General features: G+C 65.7%; 15 protein-coding genes and 3 tRNA genes. 10 read left to right on the forward strand and 8 right to left on the reverse strand.

The annotated features are described in order from the left end of the window. Positions 1 to 30 precede the first annotated feature (30 nt). On the reverse strand, positions 31 to 3,492 hold the full coding sequence (gene mfd / locus ACFQPB_RS05430) for a transcription-repair coupling factor (RefSeq protein ID WP_382220395.1): 3,462 nt from the start codon (positions 3,490 to 3,492) through the stop codon (positions 31 to 33). Between the two features lie 87 nt (positions 3,493 to 3,579). Between mfd and ispD the strand changes: the two genes are divergently transcribed. Both ispD and ispF read left to right on the forward strand, forming a co-directional pair. Next, the gene (gene ispD / locus ACFQPB_RS05435) at positions 3,580 to 4,332 is read left to right on the forward strand and encodes a 2-C-methyl-D-erythritol 4-phosphate cytidylyltransferase (protein WP_382220397.1); all 753 of its coding nucleotides are present in this window, start codon (positions 3,580 to 3,582) and stop codon (positions 4,330 to 4,332) included. Further along, entirely contained in the window at positions 4,329 to 4,805 is a 477-nt protein-coding gene (gene ispF, locus ACFQPB_RS05440) for a 2-C-methyl-D-erythritol 2,4-cyclodiphosphate synthase (protein ID WP_382220399.1), read from the forward strand. Before ispD ends, ispF begins: the two co-directional genes overlap by 4 nt. 106 nt (positions 4,806 to 4,911) lie before the next feature. On the opposite strand, the gene ACFQPB_RS05445 is transcribed toward ispF, so the two are convergent. Both ACFQPB_RS05445 and ompR read right to left on the reverse strand, forming a co-directional pair. Next, a complete protein-coding gene (locus ACFQPB_RS05445; protein WP_382200398.1) occupies positions 4,912 to 6,297 on the reverse strand; it encodes a sensor histidine kinase in 1,386 nt (461 codons plus the stop codon). Positions 6,298 to 6,322: 25 nt separating this feature from the next. Next, positions 6,323 to 7,057, reverse strand: a complete 735-nt coding sequence (gene ompR, locus ACFQPB_RS05450) for an osmolarity response regulator transcription factor OmpR (RefSeq protein ID WP_382220401.1) — start codon at positions 7,055 to 7,057, stop codon at positions 6,323 to 6,325. A 193-nt stretch (positions 7,058 to 7,250) separates the two neighbouring features. Here ompR and ACFQPB_RS05455 point away from each other — a divergent pair, with 193 nt between their 5' ends. Beyond that, a complete protein-coding gene (locus ACFQPB_RS05455) occupies positions 7,251 to 7,967 on the forward strand; it encodes an SIMPL domain-containing protein (protein WP_382220403.1) in 717 nt (238 codons plus the stop codon). Positions 7,968 to 7,988: 21 nt separating this feature from the next. Here ACFQPB_RS05455 and ACFQPB_RS05460 read toward each other — a convergent pair whose 3' ends face one another. After that, complete coding sequence (locus ACFQPB_RS05460) at positions 7,989 to 8,759, reverse strand: 3-hydroxybutyrate dehydrogenase (protein WP_382220405.1); 771 nt, start codon at positions 8,757 to 8,759, stop codon at positions 7,989 to 7,991. Positions 8,760 to 8,861: 102 nt separating this feature from the next. Between ACFQPB_RS05460 and ACFQPB_RS05465 the strand changes: the two genes are divergently transcribed. The 3 genes from ACFQPB_RS05465 to ACFQPB_RS05475 all read left to right on the forward strand — a co-directional run bounded on the left by ACFQPB_RS05465 (position 8,862) and on the right by ACFQPB_RS05475 (position 12,134). Continuing rightward, a complete protein-coding gene (locus ACFQPB_RS05465; RefSeq protein WP_382220946.1) occupies positions 8,862 to 9,785 on the forward strand; it encodes an alpha/beta fold hydrolase in 924 nt (307 codons plus the stop codon). Next, complete coding sequence (locus ACFQPB_RS05470) at positions 9,782 to 12,001, forward strand: RelA/SpoT family protein (RefSeq protein WP_382200388.1); 2,220 nt, start codon at positions 9,782 to 9,784, stop codon at positions 11,999 to 12,001. Before ACFQPB_RS05465 ends, ACFQPB_RS05470 begins: the two co-directional genes overlap by 4 nt. Positions 12,002 to 12,057: 56 nt before the next feature. Further along, positions 12,058 to 12,134 (forward strand) — tRNA-Val (locus ACFQPB_RS05475). Positions 12,135 to 12,195: 61 nt separating this feature from the next. Here the strand turns inward: ACFQPB_RS05475 and ACFQPB_RS05480 are convergent. Then, positions 12,196 to 13,668, reverse strand: coding sequence for an amidase (locus ACFQPB_RS05480; protein ID WP_382220408.1), 1,473 nt, complete (start codon positions 13,666 to 13,668; stop codon positions 12,196 to 12,198). Between the two features lie 153 nt (positions 13,669 to 13,821). Between ACFQPB_RS05480 and phaR the strand changes: the two genes are divergently transcribed. Next, a complete protein-coding gene (gene phaR / locus ACFQPB_RS05485; RefSeq protein ID WP_382200272.1) occupies positions 13,822 to 14,394 on the forward strand; it encodes a polyhydroxyalkanoate synthesis repressor PhaR in 573 nt (190 codons plus the stop codon). A 49-nt stretch (positions 14,395 to 14,443) separates the two neighbouring features. Then, entirely contained in the window at positions 14,444 to 15,820 is a 1,377-nt protein-coding gene (rimO, locus tag ACFQPB_RS05490; protein WP_382220410.1) for a 30S ribosomal protein S12 methylthiotransferase RimO, read from the forward strand. A 74-nt stretch (positions 15,821 to 15,894) separates the two neighbouring features. Here rimO and ACFQPB_RS05495 read toward each other — a convergent pair. Continuing rightward, a tRNA-Leu gene (locus ACFQPB_RS05495) sits at positions 15,895 to 15,979 on the reverse strand. Positions 15,980 to 16,152: 173 nt separating this feature from the next. Further along, positions 16,153 to 16,237 (reverse strand) — tRNA-Leu (locus tag ACFQPB_RS05500). Positions 16,238 to 16,288: 51 nt separating this feature from the next. Between ACFQPB_RS05500 and rnr the strand changes: the two genes are divergently transcribed. Both rnr and ACFQPB_RS05510 read left to right on the forward strand, forming a co-directional pair. Further along, complete coding sequence (rnr, locus tag ACFQPB_RS05505; protein ID WP_382220413.1) at positions 16,289 to 18,577, forward strand: ribonuclease R; 2,289 nt, start codon at positions 16,289 to 16,291, stop codon at positions 18,575 to 18,577. Between the two features lies 1 nt (position 18,578). Then, positions 18,579 to 19,115: a YggT family protein gene (locus ACFQPB_RS05510; protein WP_382220416.1), complete on the forward strand. Its 537-nt coding sequence runs from the start codon at positions 18,579 to 18,581 to the stop codon at positions 19,113 to 19,115. 1 nt (position 19,116) lies between these two features. Here the strand turns inward: ACFQPB_RS05510 and ACFQPB_RS05515 are convergent, their stop codons facing one another. After that, entirely contained in the window at positions 19,117 to 20,637 is a 1,521-nt protein-coding gene (locus tag ACFQPB_RS05515; protein ID WP_382220418.1) for an NAD(P)H-hydrate dehydratase, read from the reverse strand.

Genomic DNA, 20,637 nt, shown 5'->3' on the forward strand with positions numbered 1-20,637 from the left:
GCCCAACAAGCGATGTGGGCTTGATCTGCGTCAAGCCGCCGCGACGGCTTTGACCGGCTGCCCCAAACTGCGCAACACATCCCGCACCATCTGCGCCCGGTCCTTGGGTTCCTTGAGTTCGCGTTCGATGCGCAACTTGTCGTTGCCCGCCAGCTTGATGTGTTTGTTCTTCTGGATGAGTTCGATGATGCGCATCGGCTCCACCGGCGGGTTGGGCCTGAAGTGGATGCTGATGACACCGGGCGCCGCATCGACCTTGACCACACCGTAGGGTGTGCTGAGCACGCGCAGGCGGTGCACGTCGATGAGCGTCTGCGTCTGCGCGGGCGGCTTGCCGAAGCGGTCCACGATTTCCTCCAGCAGCGCGTCGATCTGCTCGGTGGTTTTGGCGGTGGCCAGCTTTTTATAAAAGCTCAGGCGCAGGTGCACGTCGCCGCAGTAGTCGTCGGGCAACAGGGCGGGGGCGTGCAGGTTGATGTCGGTGGTCACGCTCAGCGGGCTGAGCAGATCGGGCTCGCGCCCGGCCTTGAGCGAGGCGACGGCCTCGCTGAGCATTTCGTTGTAGAGCTGGAAGCCCACTTCCAGCATGTTGCCGCTCTGGTTTTCGCCCAGCACCTCGCCGGCACCGCGGATTTCCAGGTCATGCATCGCCAGGTAGAAGCCGCTGCCCAGTTCTTCCATCTGCTGGATGGCGTCCAGGCGCTGCGCGGCCTGTTTGGTCAGGCCCTCGATGTCGGGCACCATGAGGTAGGCATAGGCTTGGTGGTGGCTGCGGCCCACGCGACCACGCAGCTGGTGCAGCTGCGCCAGGCCGAACTTGTCGGCGCGGCTTATCACGATGGTGTTGGCCGTGGGCACGTCGATGCCCGTCTCGATGATGGTGGAGCACAGCAGCAGGTTGTAGCGCTGCGCCACAAAGTCGCGCATCACGCGTTCCAGCTCGCGCTCGGGCATCTGGCCATGGGCCACGGCGATGCGCGCCTCGGGCAGGATTTCTTCCAGCTTCTGGCGCCGGTTTTCAATGGTCTCCACCTCGTTGTGCAGGAAGTAGACCTGCCCGCCGCGCTTGAGCTCGCGCAGCACCGCTTCGCGGATCACGCCGGTGCCCTCGTTGCGCACAAAGGTCTTGATGGCCAGGCGGCGCTGCGGCGCGGTGGCAATCACGCTGAGGTCGCGCAAGCCTTCCAGCGCCATGCCCAGGGTGCGCGGGATGGGCGTGGCGGTGAGGGTGAGCACATCCACCTCGGCACGCAGTTGTTTCATCTGCTCTTTGTGGCGCACGCCAAAGCGGTGTTCCTCGTCGATGATGAGCAGGCCGAGGTTCTTGAACTGCGTCTTTTCGCTCAGCAGCTTGTGGGTGCCGACCACGATGTCCACGCTGCCGTCCGACACGCCCTTGAGCGCGGCGTTGATTTCTTTGGCCGAACGGAAGCGGCTCATCTCCGCCACCTTCACCGGCCATTTGCTGAAGCGGTCCACCAGCGTCTGGTAGTGCTGCTCGGCCAACAAGGTGGTGGGGGCCAGAAAGGCCACCTGTTTGCCACCGGTCACCGCCACGAAGGCCGCGCGCAGGGCGACCTCGGTTTTGCCAAAGCCCACGTCGCCGCACACCAGCCGGTCCATGGGGCGGGGCGAAATCATGTCCTGGATGACGGCATGAATGGCCGCACGCTGGTCGGCGGTTTCCTCGAAGCCGAAATCGGTGGCGAACTGCTCGTAGTCCTGTGGGCTGTAGCGGAAGGCGTGGCCCTCGCGTGCGGCGCGCCGCGCGTAGATGTTGAGCAGCTCGGCGGCGGCGTCGCGCACCTGCTCGGCCGCGCGCCGCTTGGCTTTTTCCCACTGGCCGCTGCCCAGCTTGTGCAGCGGGGCTTCGTCGGCGCTCACGCCGGTGTAGCGGCTGATCTGGTGCAACTGGCTCACCGGCACGTACAGCGTGGCCTTGTCGGCGTACTCCAGGTGCAGGAACTCGGTGTTGCCGGCCCCGAGGTCCATGTTGATGAGCCCGTGGTAGCGGCCGATGCCGTGCTGCGCGTGCACCACCGGGTCGCCCACGTTGAGTTCGCTCAGGTCCTTGATCAGCGCGTCCACATCGCTGACCTGTTCCTGCTTCTTGCGCCGGCGTGTGGTGGGGCCAGCGGCAAACAGTTCGGTTTCGGTGACGAAGTCCAGCCCGCCTTCGAGCCAGCAGAAACCCACGGCCAAGGCCGAGGTGGCGATGCCCACTTTCTCGTCCGACTGTTCGAACTCGGCCAGGCTGTCGAAGGCCGGCGGGCTCAGTTGCGAGGCGCGCAGGAAGTCCAGCAGGCTTTCACGTCGGCCGTCGCTTTCGGCCAGGATGAGCACGCGTTGCTGGGTGTTGCGGATGTGGGCTTGCAGCCGAGCCAACGGCTCTTCGGCGCCGCGCACCACGGCCAGCTCGCCCAGTTTCTGGAAGTGGGCGGAGTCATCGACGTCGGCCACGCCGGGGCGCAGCGACAGCTGGGCGTGGGCGTTGGCACCGGCGTAGAACTGCTCGGTGCTCAGGAACAAGGCCTCGGGCGGCAGGGCAGGGCGCTCGGGGTCGCCTTGCACCAGTCGGAAGCGCTCCTTGGTGTCTTGCCAGAAGTGCTGGAAGGCCGGCTCCAGGTCGCCGTGCAACACCACCGTGGCCTGCTCGCCCAGGTAGTCGAACACCGTGGCCGTTTCCTCAAAGAACAGCGGCAGGTAGTACTCGATGCCGGCGGTGGCCACGCCGTTGCCCATGTCTTTGTAGATGCGGCTTTTGGTCGGGTCGCCTTCGAGCAGCTCGCGCCAGCGGCTGCGAAAACGCGCGCGCGCCGCTTCGTCCATGGGGAATTCGCGCCCAGGCAGCAGGCGCACCTGGGGCACGGGGTAGAGGCTGCGCTGGCTGTCGGGGTCGAAGGTGCGGATGCTGTCGATCTCGTCGTCGAACAGGTCCACGCGGTAGGGCACGGGCGAGCCCATGGGGAAGAGGTCGATCAGGCCGCCGCGCACCGCGTATTCGCCTGGGCTGACCACCTGGGTCACGTGGTTGTAGCCGGCCAGGGTGAGCTGGCCTTTGAGCTTGGCCTCGTCCAGCTTTTGCTTGACCTTGAATTCGAAGGTGTAGCCCGCCAGAAACGACGGCGGCGCCAGCCGGTACAGCGCGGTGGTGGCCGGCACCAGCACCACATCGGCGCCGTTGTCCTTGTTGCGCTGCTGGATGCGCCACAGTGTGGCCAGGCGCTCGGAGATCAGGTCCTGGTGCGGCGAAAAGCTGTCGTAGGGCAGGGTTTCCCAGTCGGGGAACAGGGCGCAGCGCAGCTCGGGCGCGAAGAAGCTGATTTCGTCCAGCAGGCGCTGGGCGTCGGTGGCGTCGGCGGTGACGATGGCCGTGGGCCGGCCCGCCGCTTTTTCGCGCTGGCCCAGCTGCGCCAGCAGCAAGGCGTCGGCAGAGCCAACAGGGCGGGGCAGGGCAAAACGTTTGCCAGGGCTGAGTTTGGGCAGGTCCATGGGGCGTGGCTCGACAACACCAATACAAAACACCCCAAACCGTCGGGAGTGGGGTGTGCTGCCGCGATTTTAGAATGGCGCACCCTTATGAACCTGCCCCTGCCCGAATTGCCCCCCGCCCGTGCCGGGCGTGCCCGCCTGTTGGCGCTGTTGCCTTGCGCGGGCCTGGGCAGCCGCGCCGGCACAGCCGGCCCCAAGCAATACCACCCGCTGGCCGGCCAACCTATGGTGGCGCACACCTTGTTGGCCTTGTCGCAAGTGGGTTTTGACGCGGCCTTGCTGGTGCTGGCGCCGGGTGACACCGGTGTGGGCGTGCCCTTGCCGTCGGCCTTCTTTCTGCAGGACTGCGGTGGCGCCACCCGCGCCGACAGCGTGCTCAATGGCCTGGAAGCCTTGGCCCTGGCCGGTGCCGATGCCAACGACTGGGTGCTGGTGCACGACGCGGCCCGCTGCCTCATTGACGCTGAGGACGTGAAGCGCCTGATCCGCACCTGCGAACACGACGCCGTGGGCGGCCTGCTGGCCCTGCCATTGGCCGACACCCTCAAGGCCGCCGAGACCGACGGCACGGGCGCCGCGCGCAGCAGCGCCACCTTGGCGCGTGGTGGCAAATGGCTGGCGCAGACGCCGCAGATGTTCCGTCTCGGCCTGCTGTCCGACGCGCTGCACACCGCGCGCGACAAGGGTTTCGAGCACATCACCGACGAGGCCAGCGCCATCGAGGCCCTGGGCCTCTTGCCCCGCCTGGTGCCCGGCAACCCCATGAACTTCAAGCTCACCTTTCCGGCCGACTTTGCGCTGGCCGAGGTGCTGCTGCAACACCGAAAGAACGTGTCATGAAACTGCGTGTGGGTGAAGGCTGGGATGTGCACGCCCTTGTGCCGGGGCGTCGGCTGGTGCTGGGTGGCATCGAGATTCCGCACAGCGCTGGTTTGCTGGGGCATTCGGATGCCGACGCCTTGTTGCACGCCATCACCGACGCGCTGCTGGGCGCGGCCGGCCTGGGCGACATCGGCAGCCACTTCCCCGACACCGACCCGAAGTTCAAAGGCGCCGATTCGGCCGTGCTGCTGGCCGAAGCCCTGCGCGCCGTGCAGGCCGCAGGCTGGCAACTCGTCAACGTGGACAGCACCGTGATCGCCCAGGCGCCGCGCCTGGCACCCCACCGCGAGGCCATGCGCCAGCGCGTGGCTGCGGTGCTGGGGCTGGCGCCCGATGCGGTGAACATCAAGGCCAAGACGGCCGAGAAACTGGGGCCCGTGGGCCAGGGCCTGGCGATTGAGGCGCGGGCGGTGGTGCTGCTTCAGGCGTAGCCCGCAAGTGGTCTGGCGAAGGTTTCGCCGCCGGGCCGCCCCAAGGCGAAACAGCCCCCTCGGGGGGGCAGCGACCCGCGCAGCGGCGGAGCGTGGGGGCCTGGATTCAGGCGCGCTGAAGCTTGATGTGTGCGGCCAAGCCACCCGTGCCGGTGTTGGCCAGCGCAAACTCGCCGCCCATGCGGGCGATGGTTTTCTCCACGATGGCCAGGCCCAGGCCAGCGCCCGAGGCCGAGGTGCGTGCGGTGTCGCCCCGGAAAAAGGGCTGCGTGAGGCGGGCGAGTTGTTCGGGGGCCACGCCCGGGCCGCGGTCGCGGAACTTGATCAGCACGGTTTTGTCTTTGACACGCGCGCCGATGTCCACCTCGGCCTTGTCGGTGCCGGGCGTGCGGCCATAGCGAATGGCGTTTTCCAGCAGATTGGCAAACACCCGCTGCAGTTCCACCGCGTCACCGATCACCATGAGCTCGTCCGGCAAGTCCAGCTTGACGCTGAGGTGTTCGTTGTGCTCCAGCGCAAACACCGCTGCGTCAATGGTGGCGTTCAGGCTGATGCGGGTGGTGCTCAGGTGGTCGGCGCGGGCGTAGTCAAGGAATTTGTCGATGATGGCGTTGACCTGCTCAATGTCGGCCGCCATGTGGGTTTTGGCCTGCTCGTCGGCCACACTCATCTCGGTTTCCAGCCGCAGGCGCGCCAAGGGCGTGCGCAGGTCGTGCGAAATGCCCGCCAACATCAAGGCGCGCTCCTGCTCCACCTTGCTCAGCCGCTGCGCCATGCGGTTGAAGCCGATGTTGACCGCGCGGATTTCGCTGGTGGCGACACCTTCGTCGAGGTGGCTGGCGCCGAAGTCGCCTTCGCGCACGCGGCTTGCGGCAAACGACAGGTTCTTCAGCGGCCGGTTGATCAGCCGCGCGATCAAGGCGGCGCCGGCCAGTGACAGCAGCATGGCGATCGAGAGCCACACCAGCCAGGTGGTGCCAGCCACCACGCTGATGCGGGCCGGGTCGGCCTGCAGCCAGTAGCGGTCGGCGTCGATGTTGAAGCCCACCCACAGACCGTCTGTGCCATTGACTTCGCGTGCCACCAGCGTGCCCGGGCCCATGCGTTTGGTCAGTTCTTCGCTGACGCGGCGTGACAGCGCGTCCTGGTCGTAGGGTTTGAACTGGTCCTTGGGCTCGCGTGGCACCACTTTCACGCCTTCTTCGTCCGCCAGGGTTTTGACCAAGGCCACACGTCCGATGGCGTCGGCGTTTTTGAGCGCCGCCCGACTCAGGTTGACCAGCGAGCCGAGCTGCTGCGCGCTCTGCAACGTGCGCGGCTCGAATTCCAGGGCGCGAAAGGTTTGCAGCCACGCCAGAATGCAGCCGACCAACAGGAGGGCGAGAAAAAAGAAGGTGCGCCAGAACAGGCTGATGCCATGGGGGCGTGGCATTTCAAGCGGCGCGGCCGTCGAGTCGGGGCCGCGATCGGTGTGAGGCTTGGGGCGTCCCATGGTGTGCTCCTGTTCGCTGCGGTGGTCAGGCCTGTTCGTCGGGCACAAACACATAGCCCACACCCCACACGGTCTGCAGGTAACGCGGGGCGGCGGCGTCGGCCTCAATCAGCTTGCGCAGGCGCGACATCTGCACGTCCAGGCTGCGGTCGAAGGGTTCGAATTCACGTCCCCGCGCCAGCTGCGCCAGCTTTTCACGCGACAACGGCTGGCGTGGGTGGCGCACCAAGGCCTTGAGCATGGCGAACTCGCCGGTGGTCAGCGGCACGTCCTCGCCGCTTTTGCGCAAAGTGCGCTGGCCGAGGTCAAACTCGAACGGCCCAAACTTCACCACCTGCTGCTCCAGCGACGGGGCGCCCGGCACCTCGGGCGGCGGGCGGCGGCGCAGCACAGCGTGGATGCGCGCCAGCAGCTCGCGGGGATTGAAGGGCTTGCCCAGGTAGTCGTCGGCGCCCACCTCCAGGCCCACGATGCGGTCCACGTCCTCGCTTTTGGCGGTGAGCATGATGATGGGCGTGCGGTCGTTGGCGGCACGCAGGCGGCGGCAGATGCTCAGGCCGTCTTCGCCGGGCATCATCAGGTCCAGCACGATCAGGTCCACCGAATCGCGCAGCAGCAGGCGGTTGAGGGCGCGGCCATCTTCGGCCACGGTGACTTCAAAGCCTTCTTGCGAAAGGTAGCGGCGCAGCAGGTCGCGGATGCGGGCGTCGTCGTCAACGACCACAATTTTGTTGGGACGGTGGGAGCCGGTGGCGCTCATGGAGGTCTCCTTCATTTGTAACAAAAGCGATTCTGGCAGCGCTAAGTGATTGTCACGGCTTATTTTTAAATTTTGTTTCCAAGGCTTACACATGTTGCGGTGTGAGGCATGCGGCCACCGTGTGGGTGACGCCCGCTTCACGCTGGCCGCGTATGCTGGGCGGCCGTTTCACCACCAATCCGAAGGGGATGCCATGAAAAAATTTCAAACACGCACCGCGTTGGCCGCCAGCGCCCTGCTGACTTGGGCACTGAGCGCCCAGGCCCACGAGGCGGCGTCTGTGCCAGCCAACGTGGTGCAACTCAGCGCCACCGGGCAGGTGGAGGTGGCGCAGGACATGTTGACCATGCGCCTGAGCACCCGCCGCGAAGCCACCGACGCCAACACGGTGCAAAACCAGCTCAAGGTGGCGCTGGAACAGGCCCTGGCCCTCGCACGGCCGCAAGCGCGTGCGGGCGCGCTGGAGGTGCGCACCGGTGGTTTTGGCCTCACACCGCGTTATGGGCGCGATGGGCAGATCAACGGCTGGCAAGGCACGGCAGAGTTGCTGCTGGAAGGCACCGACATCCCGCGCGTCACCGCCACGGCGGGGCAGATCCAGTCGCTGACGGTGTCCCAGGCCTACTTCGGTTTGAGCCGAGAGGCCACGCTGAAGCTGGAAACCGAGGCCCAGGCCCAGGCCATCGAGCGCTTCAAGCGCAAGGCCGATGAGGTCAGCAAGGCCTTTGGCTTCAACGGCTACAGCGTGCGCGAGGTGTCGGTGAGTTCGGCCGACCAGCCTGCCTACCGGCCCGCCCCCCGGATGATGGCCATGGAAGCCAAGGCGGCCGTGGCCGATGCGCCGGTGCCGGTGGAGGCAGGCAAAACCGCCGTGACCGTGATGGTCAACGGCGCCATTCAGATGAAGTGAGTGGTGGGCGCTGGGCGGGCTTTACTGAGCCGTCCAGCCGCCGTCCATGTTCCATGCCACACCACGGATGTTGTTGCCGGCGGCCGAGCAGAAAAACGCCGCCAGCTCGCCCAGCTCTTCGGGGGTGGTGAACTGCATGGACGGCTCTTTTTCGCCCAGCAGTTGTTTCTTCGCGTCTTCGTTGCTCAGGCCCAGCGCCGCCGCTTTGGCATCCACCTGCTTTTGCACCAGGGGCGTGAGTACCCAACCCGGGCAGATGGCGTTGCAGGTCACGCCCGAGGTGGCGGTTTCCAGCGCCGTCACCTTGGTCAGGCCGACGATGCCGTGTTTGGCCGCCACGTAGGCCGATTTTTCGGCCGAACCCACCAGCCCGTGCACCGAGGCCACGTTGATGATGCGGCCCCAGTTGGCCTTGAGCATGGCCGGCAGGGCCAGGCGCGTGGTGTGAAAGGCGCTGGTCAGGTTGATGGCGATGATGGCGTCCCAGCGTTCCACGGGGAAGTCCTGCACCTTGGCCACGTGCTGGATGCCCGCGTTGTTCACCAGAATGTCCACCTGCCCGAACTGCGCTGCGGCGGCGGCCATCATGGACTCGATCTCGGCGGGTTGGCTCATGTCGGCGCCGTGGTAGCCCACCTTCACGCCCAGGGCGGCCACTTCGCGTTGCGCCGCTTCCACGTCACCAAAGCCGTTGAGCATGATGTTGGCGCCCTGGCGCGCCAGGGCCTTGGCGATGCCCAGCCCGATTCCGCTGGTGGAGCCGGTGACGAGGGCGGTCTTGTTGGCAAGCATTCGGGTTCTCCAATTCCATTACGATCAAGTCAAAACCGCCAGCGAGCCACCTGGGGCATCGGGCGAATCTGAAACCGATTATCCGTGCCCCTCCCTTACGCCATGCCTTCTCCCGCATTGAAATATCTTGAATTGCCCAGCCCCGCAGCGACCAGTGGCAGCCCCCGCCGCCTGGCTTGGTGGGACTGGGCCGCGCAGGCGTCGGGCGACAGCGGCCACGTGGTGGTCTGTGTGCATGGGCTGAGCCGTCAGGGCCGGGATTTCGACGCCTTGGCGGGCGTGCTCACCGCCCACGCACGGGTGGTGTGTGTCGACGTGGCTGGGCGGGGCCACAGCGACTGGCTCGCCGACCCCATGGGCTACCAGATTCCCCAATACGGTGCCGACCTGATGGCCTTGCTGTTGCACCTGCGGGCCGACCCGGCGGTGCGGCATATCGACTGGGTGGGCACCAGCATGGGCGGGCTCATGGGTCTGGGGGTGGCGGCACAAGCCAACGCCGGCTTGCGCCGGCTGGTGCTCAACGATGTGGGGCCCAACGTGCGTTGGGAAGCCCTGCTTCGCATTGGCACCTACCTGGGCCAGAACCCGCTGTTTGCCACACAAGACGAGGCCGTGGCCTACCTGGCCAGCATTTCCACCGGCTTTGGCCCCCACACGCCCGCGCAGTGGCAGGCGTTGTCGTTGCCCATGCTGCGTGCGGCCGATGGGGGTTGGCGCCTGCACTACGACCCCGCCATTGCCGTGCCCTTCCGTGCCCTGGTGGGGCTGGCTGAGGAACAAGGCCAGGCCGCTGCGGCGGCCAGCGAGTCGGCCTTGTGGGCCTTGTACGACAGCTTGAGCCTGCCCACCTTGTTGTTGCGCGGCGCTGAGTCGGACCTGCTGACGGCCGAGACGGCCCAGGCCATGACACAACGTGGCCCACATGCCCTGCGGGTGGACTTCGCGGGCGTGGGGCATGCGCCCACCTTGGTGGCCGCCGATCAAATCGAGGCGGTGCGGCGTTTTCTGTTCGAGGCCACATGAAAACCTCCTTTGGTACAGAACTGCCCGCACCTTCGGCCATCGTTGCCGCCACGGCGGCCAGCCTCCCCAGCGAGGTCCACACGCTCCAGCGGGCGCGCGCGTTTGCCGAGCCGCTGATTGCCTGCGAACAACTCGATACCGGCGAAAACATCCTCGCGCACGCTGACGCGGTGGCCGACATCCTGGCGGCCATCGGCGGCTCGGAGGCCATGCGGGCGGCGGTCTACCTGGTTTACGCCAGCCCCTACCTCAATCGGCCACACGAGGTCATTGCCAAGGCGTTTGGCGAGAGCCACGCGGCGCTCGCGATAGAAACCACCAAACTGGTGCAACTGCAGCGCCAAGCGCGCGCGGCGCAGGAGGCGGCGCCCACCCCCTCGGGCAAGGCGCCGGTGTCGGAGCTGGCCGCCAGCCAGACCGAAAACGTGCGCAAGATGCTGCTCGCGTTCTCGCGCGATTTGCGGGTGGTGATGCTGCGTCTGGCCTCGCGCCTGCAGACACTGCGCTACTTTGCGCAGAACAAGCAGGTACCCGAGCAAGCCATCGCTTCCGAGGCGCTGCATGTGTTTGCTCCGCTGGCCAACCGGCTGGGCATCTGGCAGATCAAGTGGGAGCTGGAAGACCTGGCCTTCCGTTTTCTGGAGCCGCACACCTACAAGGCCATCGCCAAGCTGCTGGACGAAAAACGCACCGAACGCGAAGACCACGTGGAGCGCGTGCGCCTGGCGCTGGAACAGGACTTGTTGGCGCAAGGTGTGCGTGCCTCGGTGCAGGGCCGGCCCAAACACATCTACAGCATCGTCAAAAAGATGCGCGGCAAGTCGCTGGACTTTGACCAGGTGTTTGACATCCGCGCCTTGCGTGTGGTGGTGTCCACTGTGCCCGACTGCTACACCGCACTGGCCCATGTGCACGCGCACTACAGCCCGGTGCCGGAAGAGTTTGACGACTACATCGGCAAACCCAAGCCCAACGGCTACCAGTCGCTGCACACGGTGGTGCGCGACGACCAGGGACGCGCTTTCGAGATTCAGATACGCACCCAGGCCATGCACGACCACGCCGAACACGGTGTGGCCGCGCACTGGGCTTACAAAGAGGCCGGCACCAAAGGCTATGCCGGCGTGTCGGCCAGCTCTGAGTACGACGCCAAGATCGCCGTGTTGCGCCAGCTGCTGGCCTGGGAACGCGACCTCAGCGGTGCCGCCGAAGGCCTGTTCGACGACCGCATCTATGTGCTCACGCCCGATGCCGCCATCGTGGAGTTGCCGCGCGGCGCCACCCCGGTGGACTTTGCCTACACAGTGCACACCAGCCTGGGCCACCGCTGCCGGGGCGCCCGGGTGGACGGCGCCATGGTCACGCTCAACACCCAGTTGCAAAGCGGGCAAACGGTGGAGATCGTCGCGTCCAAGGAAGGCGGGCCTTCGCGCGACTGGATCAACCCGGAGCTGGGCTTTCTCGTCAGCCACCGCGCCAAAAGCAAGGTGCGCGCGTGGTTCAACGCCCTGGCCATGGAAGAGACCATGGCACGCGGGCGCGAGGCGATTGAAAAGCTATTGCAGCGCGAAGGCAAAACGGCGCTCAAGCTGGATGACCTCGCCGTCGCGCTGGGGCTGGATTCGGCCGCGCAATTGTTCGAAGCCGTGGGCAAGGACGAGTTGTCCTTGCGCGCGGTGGAGATGCAGCTCAAACCTGCCGAGCCTCAGCCTGAGCCCGACGAAGTGTTTTTGCTGCGCAAAAACCGGCGCCCGCAGAAAACGCCCAGTGGTGGCGTGCTGGTGGTGGGTGTCGATTCGCTGATGACACAGCTGGCCAAATGCTGCCGGCCCGCCCCGCCCGACGAGATCGGTGGTTTTGTCACACGCGGCAAGGGTGTGAGCATCCATCGTGCCGATTGCGCCGACTTTGCCCACCTGCTGCGCAAACACCCCGACCGTGTGATCGACGTGCAGTGGGGCGGGGCCCCGGGGGGCGAGCCCGCCGTCTACCCGGTGGACGTGGCGGTGGAGGCGCTGGACCGGCAAGGCCTGCTGCGGGACATCTCCGACGTGTTCGCTCGCGAGAAGATGAACGTCATCGGCGTGCAAACTCAATCGGTCAAAGGCATCGCCTGGATGACCTTCACGGTGGAAGCGGTGGACGCGTTGCGTGTTTCGCGTGTCATGGCCTCTGTGGGCGACGTGCCGGGCGTGCGGGTGGTGCGCCGCAAGTAGGCCGCTTGAGCAGGCCCAGATAAAGCTGCTATACTGCGAGGCTTCGAACGAACAACAGGCGCGTAGCTCAGTTGGTTAGAGCACCACCTTGACATGGTGGGGGTCGTTGGTTCGAATCCAATCGCGCCTACCAAACATCAACCCCTGCAAGCCCCGGCCTGCAGGGGGTTTTTGTTGTCTGTCGGCCAGGACATTCAATGGGTGACGTGCACGGCGGGTCGCCGGCCGTCATTCCATTTGCCGCCCAATGCGCGCTCAATCTGCGCCGCCAGTTGCAGCAGCAGGCCGTCGTTGGCCTGTTTGGCCTGGGCTTGTATGCCGAAGGGCAGGCCGTTCTCTTGCCGTGCCATGGGCAAAGAGATCGCGGGGATGCCACACAGGTTGGACAGCGGCGTGTAGGCGAAAAACTTCCACAGGTTGCCAAACCAGTCCAGCACGTCCGGGTTGTCGCTGGTGGTGAGGTACTCCGTGGTGCCCACGCGTGGTGTGGGCAGGGCGGTGATGGGGGTGAGGATGATGTCCCAGTCCTCAAAGAAGGCGCCAAATGCCCGCGCCGTGTGGTTGAACACGCCCTGCATCTTGTGGCGCTCGGTGTACGACATGTCCTTGCCGGCTTCCCAGATGCGGATGTTGATGGGCTCGATCAGATCGGCTGGTGGGCGCTCCAACCCACGCGACGCGAGCATGCCATTGATGACCTGGGCGAAGTTGCTGATGTAGCAGGTGGTCTGGGCGGCGAAAGCGGCGCGCAAATCGGTTTGGGGCAGCGCCCATTCGACGTGGTGGCCCAGGCCTTCCAAAAAGCGGCCGGCACGCTCCAGTTCGGCCACCATGTGGGGTGTGGCGCGGTAGTCGCCCCATTCGTGCGACAGCGCGATGCGCAGGCGGCCAGGGTCTTTCTGAATCAGCGTGCTGTAGGGCTCACTCGGGCTCCAGTAGGGCATGAACTCGCCTGGCGCGCCGCCCCGGCAGGCGTCCACAAAGGCGGCGGTGTCGCGCACGGTGCGACTTTGGCAGCCTTGGGTGGACACATAGCCGCTGATGTCTGACAGGTGGGGCGCGATGGAAAACACGCCGCGCGAGGCTTTGAGGCCGATGTTGCCGTTGAACCCGGCGGGAATACGGATGGAGCCACCGCCGTCGGTGGCGTGCGACAGCGGCACCGCGCCCGCCGCCACCATGGCCGCCGTGCCGGCCGACGAGCCGCAGGTGGTGTACTCGGTGTTCCAGGGGTTGCGGGTGACGCAGACGGCGGGATTTTCGGCCGAGCTGCAGACGCCGAACTCGGGCGTGGTGGTGCGGCCCATGAGGTTGAGGCCGGCGCGGCGCATCTGGCTGGTCAGCCAGGTGTCTTGTGTGGGGCGGTTGCCGCGCATGAACAGGGACCCTTGTTCTTGCAGTCGCCCTTTGAGGGTGGGGCCCAGGTCTTTCATGAGAAAGGGCACACCGGCCAAGGGGCCTTGGGGGTTGAGGCCATCGCGCAGCGGATCGGTCACCACGTCATCGAACACCTCCAGCACGGCGTCCAGTGCCGGGTTGGTTTGTGCGATGCCGGCAGCTGCTTGTTGGGCCAGTTCGGCGGCACTCAATTCGCCTGTTCGCACCTTCTCGGCCAAGGCACACGCGTCGTGCGAGGCCCATTCTTCCCAACTCATTGCCAAGGTCATGTGTCGTATTCCTGTGTGAAACAATGGCCGCTCACACACTGGTGCGGCCGCGTGGTGTTGAAAAGCATAACGTGGGCCATGATGCCGGCGCTCTTGTGCCAGACGCCGCTTCAGGGTAAACCCATGTCTGTGCCGTTGATGGCGGTTTTTAGAATGTCTTTTCTTCCTACAGGAGCCGACTCAGTGCAGAAATCCAAGGCCGACCCCCAGGCCGCCCGCCCGAACGGCGTTCGGGTGATCAAGAAATACCCCAACCGGCGTCTGTACGACACCGACACGTCGTCCTACATCACGCTGGTGGAAATCAAACAGCTGGTCATGGACGACGAGCGTTTTGTGGTGCGCGACGCCAAGACCAACGAAGACCTCACGCGCAGCATCTTGCTGCAGGTCATCCTGGAAGAAGAGACCGCTGGCGTGCCCATCTTCACGGAGCAGGTGTTGGCCAACATCATCCGTTTCTACGGCCACGCCATGCAGGACTTCATGGGTTCCTACCTGGAGAAAAACGTCCAGATCTTCATGGACTTGCAGAAGAAGATGACCGAACAGTCCAAGGTGCTCACGCCCGAACTGCTGCAGCAGTTTGTCAATGTGCAGTCGCCCATGATGCAGGGCATGATGGGCACCTACATGGAGCAGTCCAAGAACGCCTTTGTGCAGATGCAGGAGCAGATGCAACGCAACAGCGAGCAGATGCTGGCGGCCATGGGGCTCAAGCGCTGAGGAGGTCAGTCCAGGCGCGCCGCGGGCCGACCTGAGACAATCGGGGCTTATGAACGCTCCCGCCACCTCCGCCGCCCCCAAGGTCGGCTTTGTTTCGCTGGGCTGCCCCAAGGCGCTCACCGACTCCGAACTCATCCTCACGCAACTCAGCGCCGAGGGCTACCAAACCAGCAAGACCTTTGATGGTGCCGACTTGGTCATCGTCAACACCTGCGGTTTCATCGACGACGCGGTCAAGGAAAGCCTGGACACCATTGGCGAGGCGCTGGCCGAAAACGGCCGTGTCATCGTCACCGGCTGTCTGGGCGCACGCCAGGGCGATGATGGCGGCAACATGGTGCAGAACATCCACCCATCGGTGTTGGCCGTGACCGGCCCACACGCCACCCACGAGGTGATGGAGGCGGTGCACAAACACCTGCCCAAGCCACACGACCCCTTTGTGGATCTGGTGCCCGCCCAGGGCATCAAGCTCACGCCCCGCCACTACGCCTACCTCAAGATCAGCGAGGGCTGCAACCACCGCTGCACCTTCTGCATCATCCCGTCCATGCGCGGTGATCTGGTGAGCCGTCCGATTGGCGACGTGTTGACCGAGGCGCGCAAGTTGTTCGAGGCGGGTGTCAAAGAACTGCTTGTTGTGAGCCAGGACACCTCGGCCTACGGCGTCGATGTGAAGTACCGCACCGGCTTCTGGGACGGCAAGCCGGTCAAGACCCGCATGTTCGATCTGGTGCGCGAACTGGGCGAGTTGGCCAAGGGTTTTGGCGCCTGGGTGCGCCTGCACTACGTCTACCCCTATCCGCACGTGGACGAGGTGCTGCCGCTGATGGCCGAAGGCCTGGTGCTGCCTTACCTGGATGTGCCGCTGCAACACAGCCACCCCGATGTGCTGCGTCGCATGAAGCGCCCCGCCAGTGGCGAGCGCAACCTGGAGCGCATCCAGCAGTGGCGTGCCGTGTGCCCGGAGCTGGTGGTGCGCAGCACCTTCATCGCCGGCTTTCCTGGTGAGACCGAAGAAGAGTTTGCGCACCTCCTCGATTTTGTGCGCGAGGCGCAAATCGACCGCGCTGGCTGTTTTGCCTATTCGCCGGTGACGGGCGCGGCCGCCAACGAGCTGGCCAACCCGGTGCCCGATGAGCTGCGCGAAGAGCGCCGTGCCCGCTTCATGGCGGTGGCCGAAGCCGTTTCGGCCGAACGTCTGCAGCGCCGTGTGGGTGCCACCATGCAAGTGCTGGTGGATTCGGCGCCCGGCATGGGCAAAAAGGGCGGGGTGGGCCGCAGCTACGCCGATGCGCCTGAGATCGACGGCACCGTGCGCCTGTTGCCGCCGCAGAAGATCAGCAAGACCTTGAAGGTGGGGGAGTTCACCAAGGCGCGCATCGTGGCGGCCGAAGGGCACGATTTGGTGGCGATGCCCGTCTGATCGCAGGTCAGAACGGGGATGTTCTGGCCATGAAAAAAGCCTGCGATGGTGACATCGCAGGCTTTTCAAATTTTTGGTGCCCAAGAGAGGACTCGAACCTCCACGCCTCGCAGCGCTAGTACCTGAAACTAGTGCGTCTACCAATTCCGCCACCTGGGCATCTCAGGAAGCAAGCATTATACACCGAGAATTTGATCGATGGTGTGTGGTGACCATCTGCCTTGGGATGGTTGTCTTGGTTGGCAGTCGCCACGCCCTGTGGGCGGCGTTGCGTGGCCCAGAAAAGAAAAAAGGCCTGCAACATTCAGTTTGCAGACCTTTCAACTTTATGATGGTGCCCAAGAGAGGACTCGAACCTCCACGCCTCTCGGCGCTAGTACCTGAAACTAGTGCGTCTACCAATTCCGCCACCTGGGCATCTCAGGAAACGACTAGTATAGCACCAACAAAGAGCCAGTCTCAAACTACGTGAACGAAAAAAATCAAAACCATCTGCTGGCCGAAATCGAAGGCACCGTCTCAGGCCACCGCGATGGCCACGGCTTTGTGGCCCGCGACGACGGGCAGCCCGACATCTACCTTCCCTCCAACGAAATGCGTGCGGTGCTGCACAAGGACCGCGTCAAGGTCCGTGTCGTGCGTTATGACCGCAAGGGCCGCCCAGAGGGCCGCGTCACCGAAATCATCGAACGCTCGTCCGCCCCTTTGATCGGGCGTTTGCTGCAGGAAAGTGGCATCTGGCTGGTGGCGCCTGAAGACAAGCGCTATGGCCAGGATGTGCTCATTCCCAAAGGTGCCACCGGCTCGGCCAAGCCGGGGCAGGTGGTGGTGGTCGAGTTGACCGAGCCGCCGGCCTTGTACGGGCAACCCGTGGGGCGCGTGAAAGAGGTGCTGGGCGAGATCGACGACCCCGGCATGGAAATCGAAATCGCGGTGCGCAAGTACGGCGTGCCCCACCAGTTTTCCGATGCCGCCATGGCGCAGGCGCGTGCGCTGCCCGACAAGGTGCGAGCGGCCGACAAGAAAAACCGCATCGACCTGACCGATGTGCCGCTGGTCACCATCGACGGTGAGGACGCGCGTGACTTCGACGACGCGGTGTATTGCGAGCCCGCCAAAGTGGGGCGCGGCAAGGGTTGGCGCCTGCTGGTGGCCATCGCCGATGTGAGCCACTACGTGGAAACGGGCAGCGCCATCGACGTCGATGCCTACGACCGCGCCACCAGCGTGTACTTCCCGCGTCGCGTGATCCCCATGCTGCCCGAGAAGCTGTCCAACGGCCTGTGCTCGCTCAACCCCGACTTGGACCGCCTGTGCATGGTCTGCGACATGCTGATCAACGCCAAGGGCGAGATCCACGCCTACCAGTTTTTCCCGGCGGTGATGCACAGCCACGCGCGCTTCACCTACACCGAGGTGGCGGCCATCCTGCAAAACACGCGTGGCCCCGAGGCGCAGAGCCGCAAGCCGCTGGTGCCCTACCTGCTCAACCTGCACGACGTCTACCGGGCCTTGCTGTCGGCGCGCAACGCCCGGGGTGCGGTGGACTTTGAAACCACCGAAACCCAAATCGTCTGCGACGAATCGGGCCGAATCGAAAAAATTGTGCCCCGCACCCGCAACGATGCGCACAAGCTGATCGAAGAGGCCATGCTGGCCGCCAACGTGTGCAGCGCCGAGTTCATTGCCCAGGGCAAGCAGCCGGGCCTTTTCCGTGTGCACGAAGGCCCCACGCCCGAGAAGCAGGAAACCCTGCGCAACTACCTCAAGGCCATGGGTGTGCAGCAGACGCTGAGCGAGAACCCTTCGCCGGGCGAGTTCCAGCACATCGCCAACGCCACCAAGGACCGGCCTGAAGCGCAGCAGATCCACACCATGTTGCTGCGCTCCATGCAGCAGGCCATCTACACGCCCAGCAACAACGGCCACTTCGGCTTGGCCTTCGAGGCCTACACCCACTTCACCAGCCCCATCCGGCGTTACCCCGATCTGCTGGTGCACCGGGTGATCAAGGCTATCCTGGGTGGCAAGCGTTACCAGTTGCCGACTTTGCCCACGCCGGGCGAGGCCCATGCCAAGCTCAGCAAACGCCTGGCGTCGCGCGCGGCGCCGCCGACCGACAAACCACGCGCCAAACCCTCGGCCGACACCTTGGCCTGGCAGGCTGCCGGCCTGCACTGCAGCGCCAACGAACGCCGCGCCGACGAGGCCAGCCGCGATGTGGAGGCCTGGCTCAAGTGCAAGTACATGCGCGAGCACCTGGGCGAAGAGTTCAGCGGCGTGGTCACGGCGGTCACCGGCTTTGGCCTGTTCGTCACGCTGGACGCGATGTACGTCGAAGGTCTGGTCCACATCACCGAACTCGGTGGCGAGTACTTTCGCTTCGACGAGGCGCGTCAGGAGCTGCGCGGCGAGCGCACCGGCATCCGCTACCACCTGGGTTCGCGTGTGCAAGTGCAGGTCAGCCGGGTCGATCTGGATGGCCGGCGCATCGATTTCCGCCTGGTGAACGAGGGCGATGATGTGCTGGCGCGAGCCATGCGCGACAAGGTGGGCGGCGACAGTGGTGGTGCGGGGGCGTCGCGCAAGCGGTCCTCTGGCAACGCGGAAGCGCGCCAGGGCGTTGCCACGCCAAAAAGCGCCAAACGCGAGCGCGCCGACAAGGGCGGCGCAGCGCGCACGGCCGGCAAGCGCTCAGGTCGCGGCGGCGGGAGCGGCCGTGGAGGTGCACCGTCATCGCGCAAGGGACCTCGTTGACATGTCGGTCTTGCTTTTCCTGCTCGACACGCTGTTTTTTGCGTTGATCGCGGCCTGCCTGCTGCGCGCCTGGATGAACACCCGGCGCATACGCATGACCCAGCAGCCCGGCCCCTTTGTGATGGCGTTGACCAACTGGTTGGTGGGCCCGCTGCGCCGTGTGCTGCCGCGACGCCTGGCGCAACACGACATGGACATGGGCAGCCTGTTGGCAGCTGCCGTGTTGTCGCTGCTGTACGCGGTGGTGTTGCTCGCCTTGGTGGGCGGGTTGTCGGCCGTGATGGGGCTGGTGGGCATTCCGCTCGTGGCGATCAAGATGCTGCTGCGTTCGGCCATTCAGCTCATCATGCTGCTGGCCTTCGTCTACGCCATCCTGTCGTGGGTGCAGCCGCAGGCGCCGGTGATGCACCTGATGGGCCGCCTGGTGGAGCCCTTGTTGGCGCCCATACGCCGTGTGGTGCCGCTGATTGGCGGTGTGGATCTGTCGGTGCTGGTGCTGATCCTGCTGATGCAGGTGGGCCTGTTGGTGCTGGGCTGAGTCAGTGCCGCCCCAGGTGGCGCACCAGGCCGCTGGCGGTCAAGGTGCCGTTTCGTTGGACTGACCAATCGTCTGCCACCCGCCCATGTTGGTACACGGCATGGCAGGTGGTTTGGACGGGGGTGGCCTCCTGTGCGGCCAGACGGGCGCCCAGCCAGCCGGCCAGCACGTCACCGGTGCCTGCTGTGGCCAGGCGCGCGTTGCCGGTGGGGTTGATGACCGGCACTTGGTCTGGCATCGCGACCACGGTGCCTGAGCCTTTGAGCACGCAGATCAGCCCCAGCTCTTGCGCCAACCGCTGTGCCGCCGCCAGTCGGTCTGATTGCACGTCGTGTGTGCTGGTGCCGAGCAGCCGTGCTGCTTCCAGCGGGTGTGGGGTGATGACCGTGGCGGCAACGCCCCGCGCTTGGCTGCGTTCGCGCAGTGCCTGTTGCAAAGTGGGCGAAGCGGCCACGTGGTTGAGCGCGTCGGCGTCGAGCACCAGTGCCTGGCTGTGGGCGATGACCTGTTGCAACCAAGGGGCCACGGCGTCCCCGCCGCCACATCCGCAGACGACGGTCGTCTCCTCCAGCCATTCGGACGTGAGGTGGGCGGTGGTGCGCACCATCAGCTCGGGCGTTTCGGTGTCCCATCCCACGCTGGATGTGCCTGCCGCGTCCAGCGGCACCAGGTAGACCCTGCCGGCGCCGCCGTGCAGGGCGGCGCGTGCGGCCAGCACCGCGGCGCCCGTCATGCCGGCGCCGTTGACGTTCAGGCCCTGGCCACCGAGCACCAGCACGTCGCCGTGGCTGCCCTTGTGGTTGCTGTGCGGACGCGGGTGGTGCGGTGGTGGCGCTATGCCCAGCCAGGCGTCGGGGGCATCGGCACTGGCGCAGCCCAGGTCGTCCAGCCAGACCTCGCCGGCGGCGTCGCGCCCTGCGGCGGTGAACAGCCCGGGCTTGAGGGTCAGTAGGCTCAGGGTGTGTCGGGGGCCGTGTGTGGGTGGCAGGCCTGAGAGCGCGCCGGTGTCGGAATTCAGCCCGCTGGGCAGGTCCACACACAACACGGGGTAAGCGGCCCGGCGCAAGGCGTCCAGCCAGAGTCTGAGAGGACCGGCCATCTGGTCGGCGCGCCCGCCCAGGCCAAACAGCGCATCGATGGCGAGGTCGCAGTTGTCGGGTGGGTGATCCACCCAGTGCAGCCCGGCATGTTGTGCCGAGGCCCAGGCCCAGGCCGCATCGGCGGGCAGGCGGTTCACATCGCCCTGCCAACTGACGCTCAGTTGGGCGCCTGATGTTTTTGCCCATTCCGCCAGGTGGCAGGCAGCCACCAGGCCATCGCCCCCGTTGTTGCCCGGGCCGCAGGCCACCCACATGTGGCGGGCGTGTGGGTAGAGGGCGCGCGCCCATTGCGCCACTGCCAGCCCGGCGCGGGCCATCAAGACGTGGGGCGCAGAGGCGGCCAGCGCGGCGCCCTCTATTGCCCGGCTGCGTGTTGCGCCGAAGAGGGGCCAGGGGCGATCGGGGGTGACGCGCTGGATCAT

Origin of the sequence: Hydrogenophaga atypica, assembly GCF_042665215.1 — a bacterium.
Taxonomy (GTDB): domain Bacteria; phylum Pseudomonadota; class Gammaproteobacteria; order Burkholderiales; family Burkholderiaceae_C; genus Hydrogenophaga; species Hydrogenophaga defluvii_A.